Origin of the sequence: Actinomadura madurae, assembly GCF_047130825.1 — a bacterium.
GTDB lineage: Bacteria > Actinomycetota > Actinomycetes > Streptosporangiales > Streptosporangiaceae > Spirillospora > Spirillospora madurae.
In genome coordinates this window covers 3303809-3320065 of sequence record NZ_CP083237.1, presented here as the reverse complement: position 1 = coordinate 3320065, position 16257 = coordinate 3303809, and the positions used below count along the sequence as shown (strand labels likewise).

Here is a 16257-nt window from a genome sequence, read left to right as displayed (position 1 = left end):
GAGTTGGCGTAGCTGCAGAGCGGGTCATCGAGGGTCACCTGCCTCCACATGCGGGCGCCCGTGGGTGTCGCAGGTGGGGATGCCGCGTTCGCGCAGTTTGTTCAGCACTGTGGTGTGGTTGACGCCGAGGTGGTCGCCGACTCGGGCCAGGAACCAGCCGAGGGTGTAGAGGTGGATGGCGTCGTCGACCTGCTCGGGCGTGAGGCCGTGGCGGCGCCTCGGCACGCCGTATCGGTGGAGGATGTTGCTGACGGTTCGGCGCTCGATGCCGAACCGGTCACCGAGTTCGTACACCGTCGCGCCGGCCCGGTAGTCGGCGATCAGCTGCTCGACTTGATCGGCACGGAGTTGCCGTGCCCGGCGAGGTCGGTCGGGCTTGGTCGAGGTCGGCTCGGGGGTATTGAGGCTGGGAAGCTCTCCCAGGGCTCTGACCTGGTCTTTTGTGTTCGAGTAACGTCTCCTGACCTCCACGAACGAGTTGGGAGTGGTGTGCCCGCGGGAAGCGTGGGCCGTCACTCCCTCGTCGTGGTGGCCCAGGGGGCGACCCCCTGGAACCCCCGGGTGAGGCCTTCGTCCCTTGCCCCGGGGCCCGGGTGGTGTCGGCGTCCGGGGTGGACGCCGACACCGCTGGGTCAGGCCGGGGGACTCATCAGGTGGCGGGCGAAGAAGCGGACGGCGCTTCCGGCCTCGAATCTCGGTAGTTGCTTGTGGGTGCCGGCGTTGGCGTGCAGCGTCTTCTGCTTCGAGGCGAAGGCGTCGAAGAGCGCGAGGCCGGATTCGCGGGGGATGTGCTCGTCGTCCCACTGGAGGACGAACTCGACCGGGATGGTGATCTGCCTGGCCGTCTCGGCCAGCGACTCGGCCCAGAACTGACCGAAGACCGCGGCGGTGATCCTGGGTTCGATCGCGGTCAGCGGCACCCCGATGGCGGTGCCCATGTTGATGCCCAGGTAGCCGACCGGCCCTTCGCCGATCTCCGGACGTTCCTGGAGGGCGTCAAGGGTCGCCCGCCATTCCGGGACGGCACGCTCGGCCAGGTGGGCGTTGTAGCGGACGACGATCGGGCCTTCCGCCTCGCCCGCCGCCCTCGCCTCGTACAGCGCGGCGATCTCGCGCTCGTCGTGCGCGGTGCGCGGACGGTCGCCATGTCCGGGCGCGTCGATGACGGCGACGTGGAAACCGCAGCCGTTCACGAGGAGATGCGCGCGGCCGCTCATCGCCGGTGCCTTCTTGTGGGTGCCGCCGCCGTGGCCCATCAGCACCAGGGGCGCGTGATCGGGGCCGGATGCGGGCGACCAGAGAACGCCGGGGACCTCGCCGACGCTGAAGTCGCGTTCGATGACACCGTTCGAGGATGTCTCCGCAGTGAAACGCATGGTGTTGCCTCTCGGGATCGCCTTGGAGGCGCTCCCGGCGACACCTACGTCAGTCGCCCGGCCGTGATGGGGCGTGGGAGCACCCACGTCGATACAGCGTTCATGGGTCTCACCTCCTCGCCCGAAGTCACGGCCCCCGCAAGGTACCAACCCGCCCGCCGTCCCCCGCAACACCTTTTCGGTCTTGCCCATGGTTCGGCCCGGCCTGCGGCTACGCGGCCGGCGCGGTCGCCGACCGCCTCGGCTGGGCCTGACCGCAAAGCCTTCACCATGGCGGCGGCTACCTTTCTCCGGGCCGCGCTTCACCATGTCGATCATGCGGGAACGCCTGGTCGTGGCGATGCATGATCGAGATGAGGGCTGACCCCATGAAAATCCGGACCAGGGCGAGAAGACCGCTGCTGACCGCCACCCTCGCCGTGGCGTCCGCCATGGCCCTGGCGGTATCGGCGTCCGCGCACGCCGCGCCGCCACCCGCACCGGAAAGCCAGAAGTTGGACGACTGCATCAAGGCGCTCAACGTCCTGAGCCAGTTCGACCTGCTCCCGACCCAGCCCGACCTCAGCCGCACGCTGTGCTCGACGAACGAGGCCGAGCTGACCGAGGTGCACCAGACCCAGGTCGAGCAGAAGCAGGCCGACCAGACGCGCGCCGACCAGACGCGCGCCGAGGAGATCCGCGCCGAGCAGATCCGGACCGAGCTGATCCGGGCCGGCCTGAACCGTCCAGGTCAGGTCCGGACCGAGCGGGACCCGAACACCTCGTACATCAACGAGATCGAGATCGAGTACACCGACAAGAACGGCAGGACCGTCGAGACCGAGCGGCCGCTCGGCGCCATCGTCGAGTGGCCCAGGAACGTCATCGTCAAGATGCCGGTGCTCAACGAGGTCACCCGGACCTACATCTACCGGTCCGGCAACAGCTGACCGGCCGCGGGCCGCGGAGTCATGACACTCCGCGGCCCGCACGTCCCAACCGCTCCCGGCGTGCACTAAGCTTTTCCACGACCGAGGGGCTATGGCGCAGTTGGTAGCGCGCCTCCATGGCATGGAGGAGGTCTGGGGTTCGAATCCCCATAGCTCCACGAATGAGTTCGGGAGTGGTGTGCCCGCGGAAAGCGCGGGCCGTCACTCCTTTGTCGTGTTGGCCCAGGGGCGACCCCTGGCCCCCCGGGTGGGGGCTCCGCCCCCCACACCCCTGCCGGTCAGGCGGTGTAGCGGAGGACGGCTCCTACCTGGACGTCTTTCGGGGCGCCGTTCGTCGGGAGCAGGACCAGCTCGCTGTCCGTCGCGGCGGCGGCCCTGATCAGGGCGGCGTCGGCGCGGTCCTCGCGGGGGTCGGCCACGCCGAACTCGTCGCGGAGCTCGTCGGCCGTGGCCGCCACGTGCATCGGGTCGGGGCCGATCCACAGGCGGTCCCGCGTGTCCTCGTCCGACAGCAGCAGCGTCTCCACTCGCGCCTGGCGGACGGCCTCGACCGTCGGGGTCAGGCCCGAGACGGCGCGCTGGCCGTTCGCCAGCTCGCGGTCGAAGCGCTCGGCGACGGTCATGACGCGCTCCGCGGTCTTCAGCCGGAGGAGGCGGCGCAGCTCGGCGTCGAGGTCCGGGTCGTCGACCGTGGTGTTCTTGTCGGCCTCGACGGTGTGCTCCAGGACGTGCTCCGAGACCTCCTCCAGGACGGCCGTCCGGGCGCGGGTGTCGCCGGCGATCAGGATGGCCTGGGCGCCGCAGCGCTCCGCGGCCCGGTCGATCTCGTGCGCGACCTTCTTCGCGTTCAGCTTCCAGACGTTCTCCGAGGAGCGCTGGAAGCGCGACTGGTTCCAGTCGCCCGCCTTCACCTTGCGGATGGGGTAGTCCTCGTCGCCCTCGACGTCGATGTGCTCGTGCTTCCCCTCGGCGGTGACGCAGTCGATGGCGCCGCCGCGGCGGTCCACGACCGCCAGCAGGTGCGGGAACCGCTCGCCGCGTTCGGCCAGGTAGGGCAGGACGTCAGGGAGCGGCGCGACGGTGGCGTGCGGGTTGCGGGGGCTTCGGGGGAGACGCTCGCCGTACACGACCGCGCCGTCCGCCGCGAAGATCACGATGCCTTCGGAGCGACGGAGCGTCAGCTCCTCGTCGATGGTCTGCCCGACCGCGCGGAGCGTGTCCTTCGGCGCGCCCTGGGCTTCCAGGTCCGCGCGCAGCGCGCGCCACCGCAGCTCCGCGGCTTTGGACGCGTCCTCGGTGGTCCGGGTGAGGTCGGCGTACACCGACACGTAGGGGCCCGGACGGTGATACAGCGTCTTGAGGAATGCGAGATCCATGAACTCGCCGTACCCGGCATCACTGGGGCAAACGTAAAGAACGTGGCGATTGGGGCATCACCCCTGGGCGGACCGCTGCAGCCGCGCGTACGCCAGTTGCAGCCAGTCCGAGCCCGCGACCGCCGTCATCGTGGCGCCGGCGAGCCGGGTCGCCTCCGGGGCGAACACCAGGCCCGCCGCGTAGGCCGTCGCGACCCACTGGCCGGTGCAGAACGGGCAGGTGACCAGCTCACCGACGGCGTGCCGGACGCCCTTCCCGCGCACCTCCTCCGCGACCTCCGCGGGACCGGCCGTCCCCGAGTAGCGGGTGAACGGGGCGCGCAGCGGGCTCGTCACCGGATCCTTCGCGATCAGCCGGGACAGCTTGTGCGTCGTGACGGTCATCAGCGCGAGATCGGCGAGGCCGATCGCCGGGGGCCGGTCGCGCAGCCGCCGGCCCAGCAGCGCCAGCGTGCCCGCCGTGACCCCGTAGACGGCGAGCGTGCCGAGGTAGGAGCCGAGGGGGCGGTCCTCGTCGCCGGCGTACTCCTCGGCCTGCCTGCGCGCGGTGTCCACGACCGCGTTCATGGGTTCTCCTCTCCAGGCGGGACGATCACGCAGAACTCGTTGCCCTCGGGGTCCGCGAGGACCGTCGTCGGCCAGCCGTCGTCCACGAACGGGCCGCGGACGACGGTGGCGCCGAGCCCGCCGACACGGGCCAGTTCCGCGTCCATGTCGGCCACGCGGAGGTCGAGATGCATGCGGTTCTTCACGGTCTTCGGCTCAGGGACGCGCTGCAGGAGCAGGGGCGGCCCGTTCCCGGAGGGGTCCGTGAGCTTCACGTACGGGGGGTCGAAAACGCCGCGCTCATAACCGAGCGCGGCGGCCCAGAAGTCGGCCAGGGTGTCGGGGGCGCGGCAGTCCAGAACGAAGACGAGTTCCATTCAGTGGTCGCGCAGCGCCTTGACCAGCTCGGACTTGTTCATCGAGGAACGCCCCTCGATACCGATCTCGCGGGCGCGCTTCATCAGCTCGTCCTTCGTCCATTCGTCGTACGAGGGATTCTTGCCGCCCTTGCGGCCGACCTTCTTCGACCCCTGGCCCGCGGATGCGTTCGCGATGCGCGCGGCCTTCTCCTTGCTCTCGCCCTTCTCGCGGAGCTTCTGGTACTTCTTCTCGTCCTTGATCTGTGCTCTAGGCATATCGGACAGGTACCCGGCACGCGGGATCCACACATCGGCGACAATGGCAGGCGGGAAGGGGACACCTTTGCGCATCGGCATCCTGGGCCCGCTCGACGTGCGGGACGAGGCCGCGCGGCCCGTCGAGGTCGGCGGCCGGAGGCTGCGCGCCCTGCTGGTCCGGCTGGCGGCCGAGGCGGGCCGCCCCGTGTCCGCCGACCGGCTGCTGGACGACCTGTGGGACGGCGCGCCGCCCGGCGGGAACGCGCTGCAGGCGCTCGTGTCCCGGCTGCGCGGCGTCGCGGGACGGGACGTCGTCGAGCACGGCCCCGCCGGCTACCGACTCGGCATCGACCCCGGCGAGATCGACGCGGTCGCGTTCGAGCGCGGTGTCGCCTCCGCCCGCGCGGAGCGGGACGCCGGGCGGCGGGCGGACGGCCTGCGGGCGGCGCTCGAGCTGTGGCGGGGCCCCGCGCTCGCCGATGTGGCCGACGCCGACTTCGCCCGCGGGACGATCACGCGCCTGGAGGAGCTGCGCCTCGCCGCCGTCGAGGACCGGATCGACGCCGAGACCGCAGCGGGCCTGCCCTTCCCGCCCGTCGCAGAGCTGGAGCCGCTGGCCGCGGCGAACCCGCTCCGCGAGCGGCTGCGCGGCCAGCTGATGCGCGCCCTGTACGCGGCGGGCCGGCAGGCCGACGCCCTGGAGGTGTACGAGGAGACGCGGCGCGCCCTCGCCGACCGGCTCGGCGTCGATCCGTCCCCCGAACTGGCCGGCGTCCACCTGTCGATCCTGCGGCGGGAGCCCGCGGGCGCGGCGGCTCCGGCCGCCTCGGCGGCACCGGAACGCGCGCCGGGCGGGCCGCGGCCCGCCCGCACCAACCTGCCCGCGCAGCTCACCAGCTTCGTCGGCCGGGAGGAGGAGTCCAAGCGGGTCGGCAAGCTGCTCCGCGAGACCAGGCTCGTCACCCTCACCGGACCCGGCGGTGCCGGCAAAACGCGGCTCGCGGGGGAGAGCGCCGCCGCGCTCGTCGACGAGATGCCGGACGGGGTGTGGTTCGTCCCGCTCGCCCCGGTCACCGACCCGGGCGACGTCGTGCAGGCGCTGCTGTCGGCGCTGGGCGTCCCGGAGACCGTCCGCCCCGCGGAGACCCGCGCCGTCGTGCGCCCCCTCGAACGCCTCACGGACTTCCTCGCCACCAAGCGGATGGTCGTCGTCCTCGACAACTGCGAGCACCTCGTCGACGCCGTCGCGCGGCTCGCCGACCACCTCGCCGCGCAGGCCGACGGCCTCCGGATCCTCGCGACGAGCCGCGAGCCGCTCGGCATCACCGGCGAGGCGCTGTGCCCGGTGCCGTCCCTTCCGCTGCCGGACGAGCACGTCACCGACCCCGCCGACGCCCTCGGCTACGCGTCGGTGCGGCTGTTCGCCGACCGCGCCGCGGCCGTCCGCCCCGGCTTCGCCGTGGACGGCTCCACCGTCGCCGACGTCGTGGCGATCTGCCGGGCGCTCGACGGGATCCCGCTCGCCATCGAGCTGGCCGCGGCCCGGCTGCGCTCCCTCACGTCCGGGCAGGTCGCGGCCCGGCTCGGCGACCGGTTCCGGCTGCTGTCCGGCGGCAGCCGCACCGCGCTGCCGAGGCACCGGACGCTGCGCGCCGTCGTCGACTGGAGCTGGGACCTGCTGGACGACGTGGAGCGCGCCGTCCTGCGCCGGCTCTCGGTGTTCGCGGGCGGCGCCACCCCGGACGCCGCCGTCCACGTGTGCGGCCAGGACGCACCGGACGCGCCCGACCCGCGCGACGTCATCGACGTGATCGCCGCCCTGATCGACAAGTCGCTGGTGATGGCGGACGGCGACACCGACGTCCGCTACCGGCTCCTGGAGACCGTCCGCGTCTACGCGGGGGAGCGGCTGGAGCAGGCCGGCGAGACCCGCCGCGTCCGCGACGCGCACGTCGCCTACCTGGTCGGCCTCGCCGAACGCGCCGAGCCGGAGCTGCGCCGCGGCGACCAGCTGCGCTGGGCGGCCCGGCTGGCCGCCGAACGGGAGAACTTCACCACCGCGTTCCGGCACGTGACCGAGACCCGCGACGTGGAGTCGGGCCTGCGTCTCGTCGCCGGGCTGGTGTGGTTCTGGGTCGTGCGCGACATGGAGCGCGAGGCGGGCGGCTGGACGTTCGCCGTCCGCGACATGGCCGGTGACGCCGCCCCGCCCGGACTGGAAGAGGAGTACGCGCTCTGCGTGGTCGCCGCCAACGTCCTCGGCGAGATGACCACGGAGCCGGGGCCCACCGCCGAGTCGATGCACCGGACGCTGGAGGACGCCGCCGCCCGGATGCCCGAGGCGCCGATGCATCCCATGCTCGCCCTGGCTCGACCGGCGCTGAGCATCTTCAGCGGGGACATGGCGGAGATCCGCAGCCGGATGGGCGGCATCAAGGAGCACCCGGACCCGTGGGTCCGCGCCGTCGCCCGCGTCGTCCTCGCCCACGTGGGCATCAACCTCGGCGACCTCTCCGAGGCCGTCGAGGGCGCCGCCGACGGCTACGCCCGGTTCCGCGAGCTGGGCGACCGGTTCGGGATGATCGTCGCGCTGAGCGCGATGATCCATCTCGCCATGGCCCGCGGCGAGATGCGGGAGGCGGTCCGGCTCGGCGACGAGGCCTACGAGTACGCGACGGCCGGGGTCAGCCCGGAGCAGGGCTCCGCCATCCTCGCCCAGCTGGCCAAGGCCCGCGCCCAGCTCGGCGACACCGTCCGCGCCCGCGCCGAACTCGAACGCGCCGTGGCGCAGACGGAACGGATCGGCGAGTTCGCGGACGCCGCGAGCTGCTCGCTCCTGCTGTGCGAGCTGGCCCTTCTGGAGGGGGACCGCGACGCCGCCCGCTCGCACGCCGACCGCGCCTACAAGTGGGTGGAATCGCGCGGGCACCGTGCCGACTTCGTGCAGGCGTCCCGCCGTACCTTCAGCCGCCTCGGCTGCCTCGCCGAGGAGGACGGCGACCTGGAGGCGGCGCGGCGGTGGCACGGCCGTGCCCTGGGCGGCCTGGAGAACGACCCGCTCATGGGCAATCCGAACGTGGCGTCCCTCATCGAGGGCCTCGCCGCGTTCGCCGCCGCGAGCGGCGCGCACGTCCGCGCCGCCGAGCTGCTCGGCACCGCGCACGGCCTGCACGGGTATCGGGACATGACGAGCCACGAGGTCCGGCGCACCCTGCCTGCCGTCTGCGAAGTCCTCGGGGAGGACGCCTTCGTCGCGGCGTACGAGCGAGGCCGCCGGACCACCCGTGACGAGGTCTTCGAGCAGGCCGGCGATCTGGTCGCGTCCGTGTGAGGCGGCTGCGGGGAGGCCGGTTCGCCGCCTGCATGTCTTGAGCCCCTGCGGGACGGTGCCTTGTGCGGAGCGCCGGCCCGGGAATCGAGGATCCGGGCCGGCGCGACTCGCGGCATGGTCGTCAGGCCCTGCGCGAGTACATGCGCATGGCCAGCGGGAACGTCACGACGACGATGCCCGCCGCCCACGCCAGCGTGTACCAGACGTGGTCGCCGACAGGCCCGCCGACGGTCAGCGCGCGCACCGACTCCGCCAGGTGCGTGACCGGGTTCACCTTCGTCCACGCCTCCAGCCAGCCCGGCATCGTGGACGTGTCCGGCACGAGGACGCTGCTGCCGAACGTCAGCGGCATCACCCAGATGAACGCGAGCCCCTGAACGGTGTCCGGGGACGGAGCGACCAGCCCGACCAGAACGGAGATCCAGCAGACGGCCAGGTAGAACACGTACGCCAGCGCGAACGCCCCCAGCACCGACAGCGGATCGGTGTGGAACCGGAACCCGAGGACCGACCCGAACCCGACCAGGACGGTCATCACGGTGATGAACCGGACCGTGTCCCCCAGCACCGTGCCGATCAGCGGTGCCGACCGGGCGATCGGAAGGCTGCGGAACCGGTCGAACACCCCCTTGTGGATGTCCTCGTTCAGCGCCGTCCCCAGACCCATCGTCGCGAACATCGCCATCTGCGCGACCAGGCCCGGCAGCAACTGCTGCAGGTAGGAGCGCGTGTCACCGGCGACCGCGCCGCCGAACACGTACAGGAACAGAAGCAGGAACACGATCGGCATCAGCGTCGTGTCCAGCAGCTTCTCCGGCGAATGCCTCAGCTGGGCCACGTTGCGCCACGCCAAGGTCAGGCCGTGCCGCAGCGTCCGGCGCGGGCTGATCCGCGCCGGCGGCTCCCCGGCGGCCGGACGGGTGTCAACGGTGATCGCGGTCATGCCACGCTCCCCTCGGAAACGAGTTCGGGCCTGGGCTCCTCGGCGAGGTGACCGGTCAGCGTGAGGAACACCTCGTCCAGGCTCGGCATCCGCAGCGCCAGCTCGGCCGCAACGATGGACGCGTCGTCCAGCCGCCGGACGAGCGCCGACAGCAGCCGCGGATCGTGCACGGGCGCCGAGACGAGCCCCGTGGGCGCCTGCACCTCCGGCCGCTCCCCGGTCAGCTCGGCGACGATCGCGGCGAGCTGCTCGACGCGGTACGCCTCGGTCGCGCGGACCACGAGGGTCTGCTGCCCGATCCGCCCCTTCAGGTCGTCCGCCGTGCCCTCCGCGATGACGCGCCCGTGGTCGAACACCGCGATACGGTCGGCGAGCGCGTCCGCCTCCTCCAGGTACTGCGTGGTCAGCAGCACCGTCGCACCGTCGGCGACCACCGCGCGGACGGTCTCCCAGACCTCGTTGCGGGCCCGCGGGTCGAGCCCGGTCGTCGGCTCGTCCAGGTAGATGACCTCGGGATGGTTGATCAGGCTCGCCGCCAGGTCGAGCCTGCGCCGCATCCCGCCCGAGTACGTCTTCACCGCACGCGACCCGGCCTCGGTGAGCCGGAACCGGTCGAGCAGCTGCCGGGCCCTCGCCTTCGCCTCCCGGCGGCCGAAGTCGAGCAGGCGGGCGATCATCACCAGGTTCTCGGTGCCGGTCAGCTCCTCGTCCACCGACGCGTACTGCCCGGTCAACCCGATCTTCGCGCGGACGCGTACCGGCTCCCTGAACACGTCATAGCCGCACACCTCCGCCCGACCGGCGTCGGGCTTGAGCAACGTCGCCAGCACGCGCACGGCCGTCGTCTTGCCCGCCCCGTTCGGCCCGAGGACACCGAGCACCGTGCCCCGGCGCGCCGTGATGTCCACCCCGTCCAGGGCGGTGGTGTCCCCGAACCGTTTGCGCAGTCCCTCTGCGCGGATCACATCGTCCATGTGTCGTGTGCCTCTCGCATGTCCTTCGTTGTGACGATCACCACCGTGGGCTAGAGCGCTGACAGCACGCGCACATCGGCGTCCAGGCACTGACATCGCGCTGACATGGCCCTGAGCCCGAGCACCTGAACCAGGCGTGACCTGGGCGTTCCGGCAAGGCGGAGTGGGGGCGGCCGAGCCGATTTGACGGACACTCCGGCGCTGCCTAATCTCTGTCGTGCCCCAAGGGGATGCGGGACGCCGACAGGCGGACGGCCCCGGGGGACGCCAACAGAGGAAAACGGTTCGCAGCTTGCTCCGGGCCGGGGTACTCTTGAATGGCAAGCCCGGACAGGATGCAGGACGCCGCGAGGTGGCCGGCCCGCAGGGCACTCCCTACGAAACGATCTCGCCAGGTCTTCGGCCTGGGGGTGTGTCGTCGCGTGGGGGTCTGGAACGTCCTCGAACCGTCGAAAAGATCTTCGCCGATCCGCTTGACAACGGGAACGAACCAGGTAAGTTAGAAGGGTTGCCCCGGAGTCGGGACCGTGAGAGCGGTGTTCGGCGCGGTGAGTGTCCGTTTCTTGAGAACTCAACAGCGTGTTAAAAGCCAGTGCCTTTATCGGTTCGGCCTGTTGTGGCTGGACCGCCCCGTGACCGTCGCTGTTTGTGGTGATGGTCTGGGATTTCTTTGAGGCAACGCACAGACCCTTGGGGTTTTGTGTTTGCTGGGATTTTCTTCGAGGTTTGGTCGGCTGGGGTTCGCGCCTTGGTTGGTCGTTAGGCCTTAATGGAGAGTTTGATCCTGGCTCAGGACGAACGCTGGCGGCGTGCTTAACACATGCAAGTCGAGCGGAAAGGCCCCTTCGGGGGTACTCGAGCGGCGAACGGGTGAGTAACACGTGAGCAACCTGCCCCTGACTCTGGGATAAGCCCGGGAAACTGGGTCTAATACCGGATGTAACCACTGGTCGCATGGTCTGGTGGTGGAAAGTTTTTCGGTTGGGGATGGGCTCGCGGCCTATCAGCTTGTTGGTGGGGTGATGGCCTACCAAGGCGACGACGGGTAACCGGCCTGAGAGGGCGACCGGTCACACTGGGACTGAGACACGGCCCAGACTCCTACGGGAGGCAGCAGTGGGGAATATTGCGCAATGGGCGGAAGCCTGACGCAGCGACGCCGCGTGAGGGATGACGGCCTTCGGGTTGTAAACCTCTTTCAGCAGGGACGAAGCTAACGTGACGGTACCTGCAGAAGAAGCGCCGGCTAACTACGTGCCAGCAGCCGCGGTAATACGTAGGGCGCAAGCGTTGTCCGGAATTATTGGGCGTAAAGAGCTCGTAGGCGGTTTGTCGCGTCTGTCGTGAAAGCCCACGGCTTAACCGTGGGTCTGCGGTGGATACGGGCAGACTAGAGGCAGGTAGGGGAGAATGGAATTCCCGGTGTAGCGGTGAAATGCGCAGATATCGGGAGGAACACCGGTGGCGAAGGCGGTTCTCTGGGCCTGTACTGACGCTGAGGAGCGAAAGCGTGGGGAGCGAACAGGATTAGATACCCTGGTAGTCCACGCCGTAAACGTTGGGCGCTAGGTGTGGGGTTCTTCCACGGATTCCGCGCCGTAGCTAACGCATTAAGCGCCCCGCCTGGGGAGTACGGCCGCAAGGCTAAAACTCAAAGGAATTGACGGGGGCCCGCACAAGCGGCGGAGCATGTTGCTTAATTCGACGCAACGCGAAGAACCTTACCAAGGCTTGACATTGCCGGAAAACCTGCAGAGATGTGGGGTCCTTTTTGGGCCGGTGACAGGTGGTGCATGGCTGTCGTCAGCTCGTGTCGTGAGATGTTGGGTTAAGTCCCGCAACGAGCGCAACCCTCGTTCCATGTTGCCAGCACTTCGGGTGGGGACTCATGGGAGACCGCCGGGGTCAACTCGGAGGAAGGTGGGGATGACGTCAAGTCATCATGCCCCTTATGTCTTGGGCTGCAAACATGCTACAATGGCCGGTACAGAGGGCTGCGATACCGTGAGGTGGAGCGAATCCCTTAAAGCCGGTCTCAGTTCGGATCGAAGTCTGCAACTCGACTTCGTGAAGTCGGAGTCGCTAGTAATCGCAGATCAGCAACGCTGCGGTGAATACGTTCCCGGGCCTTGTACACACCGCCCGTCACGTCACGAAAGTCGGCAACACCCGAAGCCCGTGGCCCAACCCTTGTGGGGGGAGCGGTCGAAGGTGGGGCCGGCGATTGGGACGAAGTCGTAACAAGGTAGCCGTACCGGAAGGTGCGGCTGGATCACCTCCTTTCTAAGGAGCACACAACTGGCCAGGGCTGCTTCCCCTGTGGAAGGCCCGGGTCGGTGGCCACTGTTGACAGCGGATGTCTGTCAGGTGGCTGCTCATAGATGTGGAGCACTGGCTACTCAGCTCACCGCTCGTGTGAGCCGGCAAGTACCGCCTCCCAGACCCGTGAGGGTGTTGGGGGGAGTGGGAACGGCGGTGTCGGGCGGGTGGTGGGTTGGACACGCTGTTGGGTCCTGAGGGAACGGGCGCAAGCCCATGGTGACCTCTGGATCGCGGGACCAGGACCACATTCCTTTGTCGGGGGTGTGGTTTTGGTGGGCCCGGTTGTTTTTTGAGAACTGCACAGTGGACGCGAGCATCTCTGGCGAATGATGAGAGTTGCGCGGGGAGCCCTTTTGGGGGTTTCTTCGGGTTGTTCTTGTTGTTTGTCTGCGATTTGTTTTGATCGTTTTGTGTGTTCAAGTTTTTAAGGGCATACGGTGGATGCCTTGGCATCAGGAGCCGATGAAGGACGTGGGAGCCTGCGATATGCCTCGGGGAGTCGGCAACCAGACTTTGATCCGGGGATTTCCGAATGGGGAAACCTGGCACTCGTCATGGGGTGTCGCCGCCTGCTGAATGTATAGGCAGGTTGGTGGGAACGCGGGGAAGTGAAACATCTCAGTACCCGCAGGAAGAGAAAACAATAGTGATTCCGTGAGTAGTGGTGAGCGAAAGCGGAGGAGCCTAAACCGTGCGCGTGTGATAGCCGGCAGGCGTTGCGTGTGCGGGGTTGTGGGACCATCCGGTCAGTGCTGCCGCGCTGGCGAGGAGTTACAAACTGCTCGGATAGTTGAACGGCTTGGGATGGCCGACCGTAGACGGTGAGAGTCCGGTAGACGAAATTCGAGTGGCTTCTGGGTGTGTTCCCGAGTAGCACGGGGCCCGTGAAATCCCGTGTGAATCTGCCACGACCACGTGGTAAGGCTGAATACTTCCTGGTGACCGATAGCGGACTAGTACCGTGAGGGAAAGGTGAAAAGTGCCCCGGTGAGGGGTCGTGAAATAGTACCTGAAACCGTGTGCCTACAAGCCGTCAGAGCGTCCTCGAGGGGGAACTTGTTTTTCCTTTGTTCGTGATGGCGTGCCTTTTGAAGAATGAGCCTGCGAGTTATGGTGTGTGGCGAGGTTAACCGGTGGCGGGTAGCCGTAGCGAAAGCGAGTCTGAATAGGGCGTTTTAGTCGCATGCTGTAGACCCGAAGCGGGGTGATCTAGCCATGGGCAGGGTGAAGCGCCGGTAAGACGGTGTGGAGGCCCGAACCCACCAGGGTTGAAAACCTGGGGGATGACCTGTGGTTAGGGGTGAAAGGCCAATCAAACTCCGTGATAGCTGGTTCTCCCCGAAATGCATTTAGGTGCAGCGTTGCGTGTTTCTTGCCGGAGGTAGAGCTACTGGATGGCTGATGGGCCCTACAAGGTTACTGACGTCAGCCAAACTCCGAATGCCGGTAAGTGAGAGCGTGGCAGTGAGACTGCGGGGGATAAGCTTCGTAGTCGAGAGGGAAACAGCCCAGATCATCGGCTAAGGCCCCTAAGCGTGTGCTAAGTGGGAAAGGATGTGGAGTTGCCGTGACAACCAGGAGGTTGGCTTAGAAGCAGCCATCCTTGAAAGAGTGCGTAATAGCTCACTGGTCAAGTGATTCCGCGCCGACAATGTAGCGGGGCTCAAGCACACCGCCGAAGCCGTGGCGTTCCAGGCATGTGTCTGGGACGGGTAGGGGAGCGTCCTGTAGCCGGCGAAGCAGTGAAGTGATTCAACTGTGGAGGCTGCGGGAGTGAGAATGCAGGCATGAGTAGCGAATCACACGTGAGAAACGTGTGCGCCGGATGACCAAGGGTTCCTGGGGCAGGCTAATCCGCCCAGGGTAAGTCGGGACCTAAGGCGAGGCCGACAGGCGTAGTCGATGGACAACGGGTTGATATTCCCGTACCCGCTGGTATGCGCCAACGCTGAACCCTCTGATGCTAACCACCTGAACCGGGTTGTGGGCCTTCGGGCCTGTTGCTTGGCGAGCGTGGGACCCGAGGGGGTAGTAGGTGAGTGATGGGGTGACGCAGGAGGGTAGCTCAGCCCAGGCGATGGTTGTCCTGGGGTAAGCATGTAGCCCGCGCCATAGGTAAATCCGTGGCGTGTGAAGGGTGAGATGTGATGCCGAGCCGTTTTAGGTGAAAGTGAGTGATCCCATGCTGTCGAGAAAAGCCTCTAGCGAGTGTACTGGCGGCCCGTACCCTAAACCGACTCAGGTGGTCAGGTAGAGAATACCAAGGCGATCGGGTGAACTGTGGTTAAGGAACTCGGCAAATTGCCCCCGTAACTTTGGGAGAAGGGGGACCACGTCTGGTGAACCGTCTTGCACGGGGAGCTGGGTGGGGTCGCAGAGGCCAGGGGGAAGCGACTGTTTACTAAAAACACAGGTCCGTGCGAAGTCGTAAGACGCTGTATACGGACTGACGCCTGCCCGGTGCCGGAACGTTAAGAGGACCGGTTAGATGCCTTTTGGGTGTCGAAGCTGAGAATCTAAGCGCCGGTAAACGGCGGTGGTAACTATAACCATCCTAAGGTAGCGAAATTCCTTGTCGGGTAAGTTCCGACCTGCACGAATGGCGTAACGACTTCCCCGCTGTCTCAACCACAGGCCCGGTGAAATTGCAGTACGAGTAAAGATGCTCGTTTCGCGCAGCAGGACGGAAAGACCCCGGGACCTTCACTACAGCTTGGCATTGGCGCCTGAAGCGTCTTGTGTAGGATAGGTGGGAGACTGTGAAGCTGGCACGCCAGTGTCGGTGGAGTCGTTGGTGAAATACCACTCTGGTCGTTTTGAGCGTCTAACCCGCACCCGTGGATCCGGGTGGGGGACAGTGCCTGGTGGGTAGTTTAACTGGGGCGGTTGCCTCCTAAAGTGTAACGGAGGCGCCCAAAGGTTCCCTCAGCCTGGTTGGCAATCAGGTGGCGAGTGCAAGGGCACAAGGGAGCTTGACTGTGAGACGGACGTGTCGAGCAGGTGCGAAAGCAGGGCCTAGTGATCCGGCACCTACGTGTGGAAGTGGTGTCGCTCAACGGCTAAAAGGTACCCCGGGGATAACAGGCTGATCTTCCCCAAGAGTCCATATCGACGGGATGGTTTGGCACCTCGATGTCGGCTCGTCGCATCCTGGGGCTGGAGTAGGTCCCAAGGGTTGGGCTGTTCGCCCATTAAAGCGGCACGCGAGCTGGGTTTAGAACGTCGCGAGACAGTTCGGTCCCTATCCGCTGTGCGCGTAGGAGAATTGAGAGGGTCTGTCCCTAGTACGAGAGGACCGGGACGGACGAACCTCTGGTGTGCCAGTTGTCCCGCCAGGGGCACGGCTGGTTGGCTACGTTCGGTCGGGATAACCGCTGAAAGCATCTAAGCGGGAAGCCTTCCTCGAGATGAGTTCTCCCACCCCTTTGTGGGTGTAAGGCCCCCGGTAGACGATCGGGTTGATAGGCCGGAGATGGAAGCGCGGTGACGTGTGGAGTCGACCGGTACTAATAGGCCGAGTGGCTTGAACACACATGACGTTCAAACCGAATCGCTGTTGTGAGTTGTTCGCGTCCCTGTGTGGTTCCTGGAAAACAACCGGGAACCCGCATTAATCAAGTGAATACCGAGCCTGGCTCGGACGTTGAGACTTGCACACCCCCGCTGGGGGTGGTGCGTTGAGGCGTTCGGTGGTTTTGGCGAGGGGGAAACACCCGGTCCCATTCCGAACCCGGAAGTTAAGCCTCTCAGCGCCGATGGTACTGCATGGGAGACTGTGTGGGAGAGTAGGACACCGCCGGACCTATATTGCAGGAAGGCCCCGCCGATTTCGGCGGGGCCTTT

At 67.2% G+C, this 16257-nt stretch carries 10 protein-coding genes, 1 tRNA gene and 3 rRNA genes; 6 read left to right on the top strand and 8 right to left on the bottom strand.

What is annotated here, in order from left to right; translation table 11 throughout:
• Positions 1–24: 24 nt before the first annotated feature.
• Both K8Z49_RS14980 and K8Z49_RS14975 read right to left on the bottom strand, forming a co-directional pair.
• A complete protein-coding gene (locus K8Z49_RS14980) occupies positions 25–516 on the bottom strand; it encodes a hypothetical protein (protein WP_412519271.1) in 492 nt (163 codons plus the stop codon).
• 116 nt (positions 517–632) lie between these two features.
• Positions 633–1376 carry an alpha/beta hydrolase gene (locus K8Z49_RS14975; RefSeq protein WP_021595708.1) on the bottom strand — a complete coding sequence of 248 codons (744 nt, stop codon included), beginning with the start codon at positions 1374–1376 and terminating at the stop codon, positions 633–635.
• A gap of 368 nt (positions 1377–1744) precedes the next feature.
• Here K8Z49_RS14975 and K8Z49_RS14970 point away from each other — a divergent pair, with 368 nt between their 5' ends.
• Positions 1745–2305 carry a hypothetical protein gene (locus K8Z49_RS14970; protein WP_021595709.1) on the top strand — a complete coding sequence of 187 codons (561 nt, stop codon included), beginning with the start codon at positions 1745–1747 and terminating at the stop codon, positions 2303–2305.
• Positions 2306–2390: 85 nt separating this feature from the next.
• Positions 2391–2463 (top strand) — tRNA-Ala (locus tag K8Z49_RS14965).
• A 120-nt stretch (positions 2464–2583) separates the two neighbouring features.
• Here K8Z49_RS14965 and K8Z49_RS14960 read toward each other — a convergent pair.
• Genes K8Z49_RS14960 through K8Z49_RS14945 form a run of 4 tightly spaced genes read right to left on the bottom strand, consistent with a single transcriptional unit; the run spans position 2584 to position 4862 of the window.
• Positions 2584–3681, bottom strand: coding sequence for a Vms1/Ankzf1 family peptidyl-tRNA hydrolase (locus K8Z49_RS14960; RefSeq protein ID WP_075022703.1), 1098 nt, complete (start codon positions 3679–3681; stop codon positions 2584–2586).
• Between the two features lie 57 nt (positions 3682–3738).
• On the bottom strand, positions 3739–4248 hold the full coding sequence (locus K8Z49_RS14955; protein WP_021595711.1) for a DUF1360 domain-containing protein: 510 nt from the start codon (positions 4246–4248) through the stop codon (positions 3739–3741).
• Complete coding sequence (locus K8Z49_RS14950) at positions 4245–4604, bottom strand: VOC family protein (RefSeq protein ID WP_075022704.1); 360 nt, start codon at positions 4602–4604, stop codon at positions 4245–4247. The genes K8Z49_RS14955 and K8Z49_RS14950 overlap by 4 nt, the downstream gene beginning before the upstream one ends.
• Positions 4605–4862: a DUF7218 family protein gene (locus K8Z49_RS14945; RefSeq protein WP_021595713.1), complete on the bottom strand. Its 258-nt coding sequence runs from the start codon at positions 4860–4862 to the stop codon at positions 4605–4607.
• Between the two features lie 67 nt (positions 4863–4929).
• On the opposite strand from K8Z49_RS14945, the gene K8Z49_RS14940 reads away from it, so the two are divergent.
• On the top strand, positions 4930–8175 hold the full coding sequence (locus K8Z49_RS14940; protein ID WP_181663072.1) for a BTAD domain-containing putative transcriptional regulator: 3246 nt from the start codon (positions 4930–4932) through the stop codon (positions 8173–8175).
• A 121-nt stretch (positions 8176–8296) separates the two neighbouring features.
• On the opposite strand, the gene K8Z49_RS14935 is transcribed toward K8Z49_RS14940, so the two are convergent.
• Together K8Z49_RS14935 and K8Z49_RS14930 are read right to left on the bottom strand one after the other, a co-directional pair.
• On the bottom strand, positions 8297–9118 hold the full coding sequence (locus tag K8Z49_RS14935; protein WP_021599544.1) for an ABC transporter permease: 822 nt from the start codon (positions 9116–9118) through the stop codon (positions 8297–8299).
• Positions 9115–10092, bottom strand: a complete 978-nt coding sequence (locus K8Z49_RS14930) for a daunorubicin resistance protein DrrA family ABC transporter ATP-binding protein (protein WP_021599545.1) — start codon at positions 10090–10092, stop codon at positions 9115–9117. The genes K8Z49_RS14935 and K8Z49_RS14930 overlap by 4 nt, the downstream gene beginning before the upstream one ends.
• Before the next feature lie 766 nt (positions 10093–10858).
• Here K8Z49_RS14930 and K8Z49_RS14925 point away from each other — a divergent pair.
• The 3 genes from K8Z49_RS14925 to rrf all read left to right on the top strand — a co-directional run bounded on the left by K8Z49_RS14925 (position 10859) and on the right by rrf (position 16216).
• Positions 10859–12375, top strand: a 16S ribosomal RNA gene (locus tag K8Z49_RS14925).
• Positions 12376–12828: 453 nt separating this feature from the next.
• Positions 12829–15945, top strand: a 23S ribosomal RNA gene (locus K8Z49_RS14920).
• Positions 15946–16099: 154 nt separating this feature from the next.
• A 5S ribosomal RNA gene (rrf, locus tag K8Z49_RS14915) occupies positions 16100–16216 on the top strand.
• The 16S, 23S and 5S rRNA genes sit together here, the layout of an rRNA operon.
• The last annotated feature ends 41 nt before the right edge of the window (positions 16217–16257 follow it).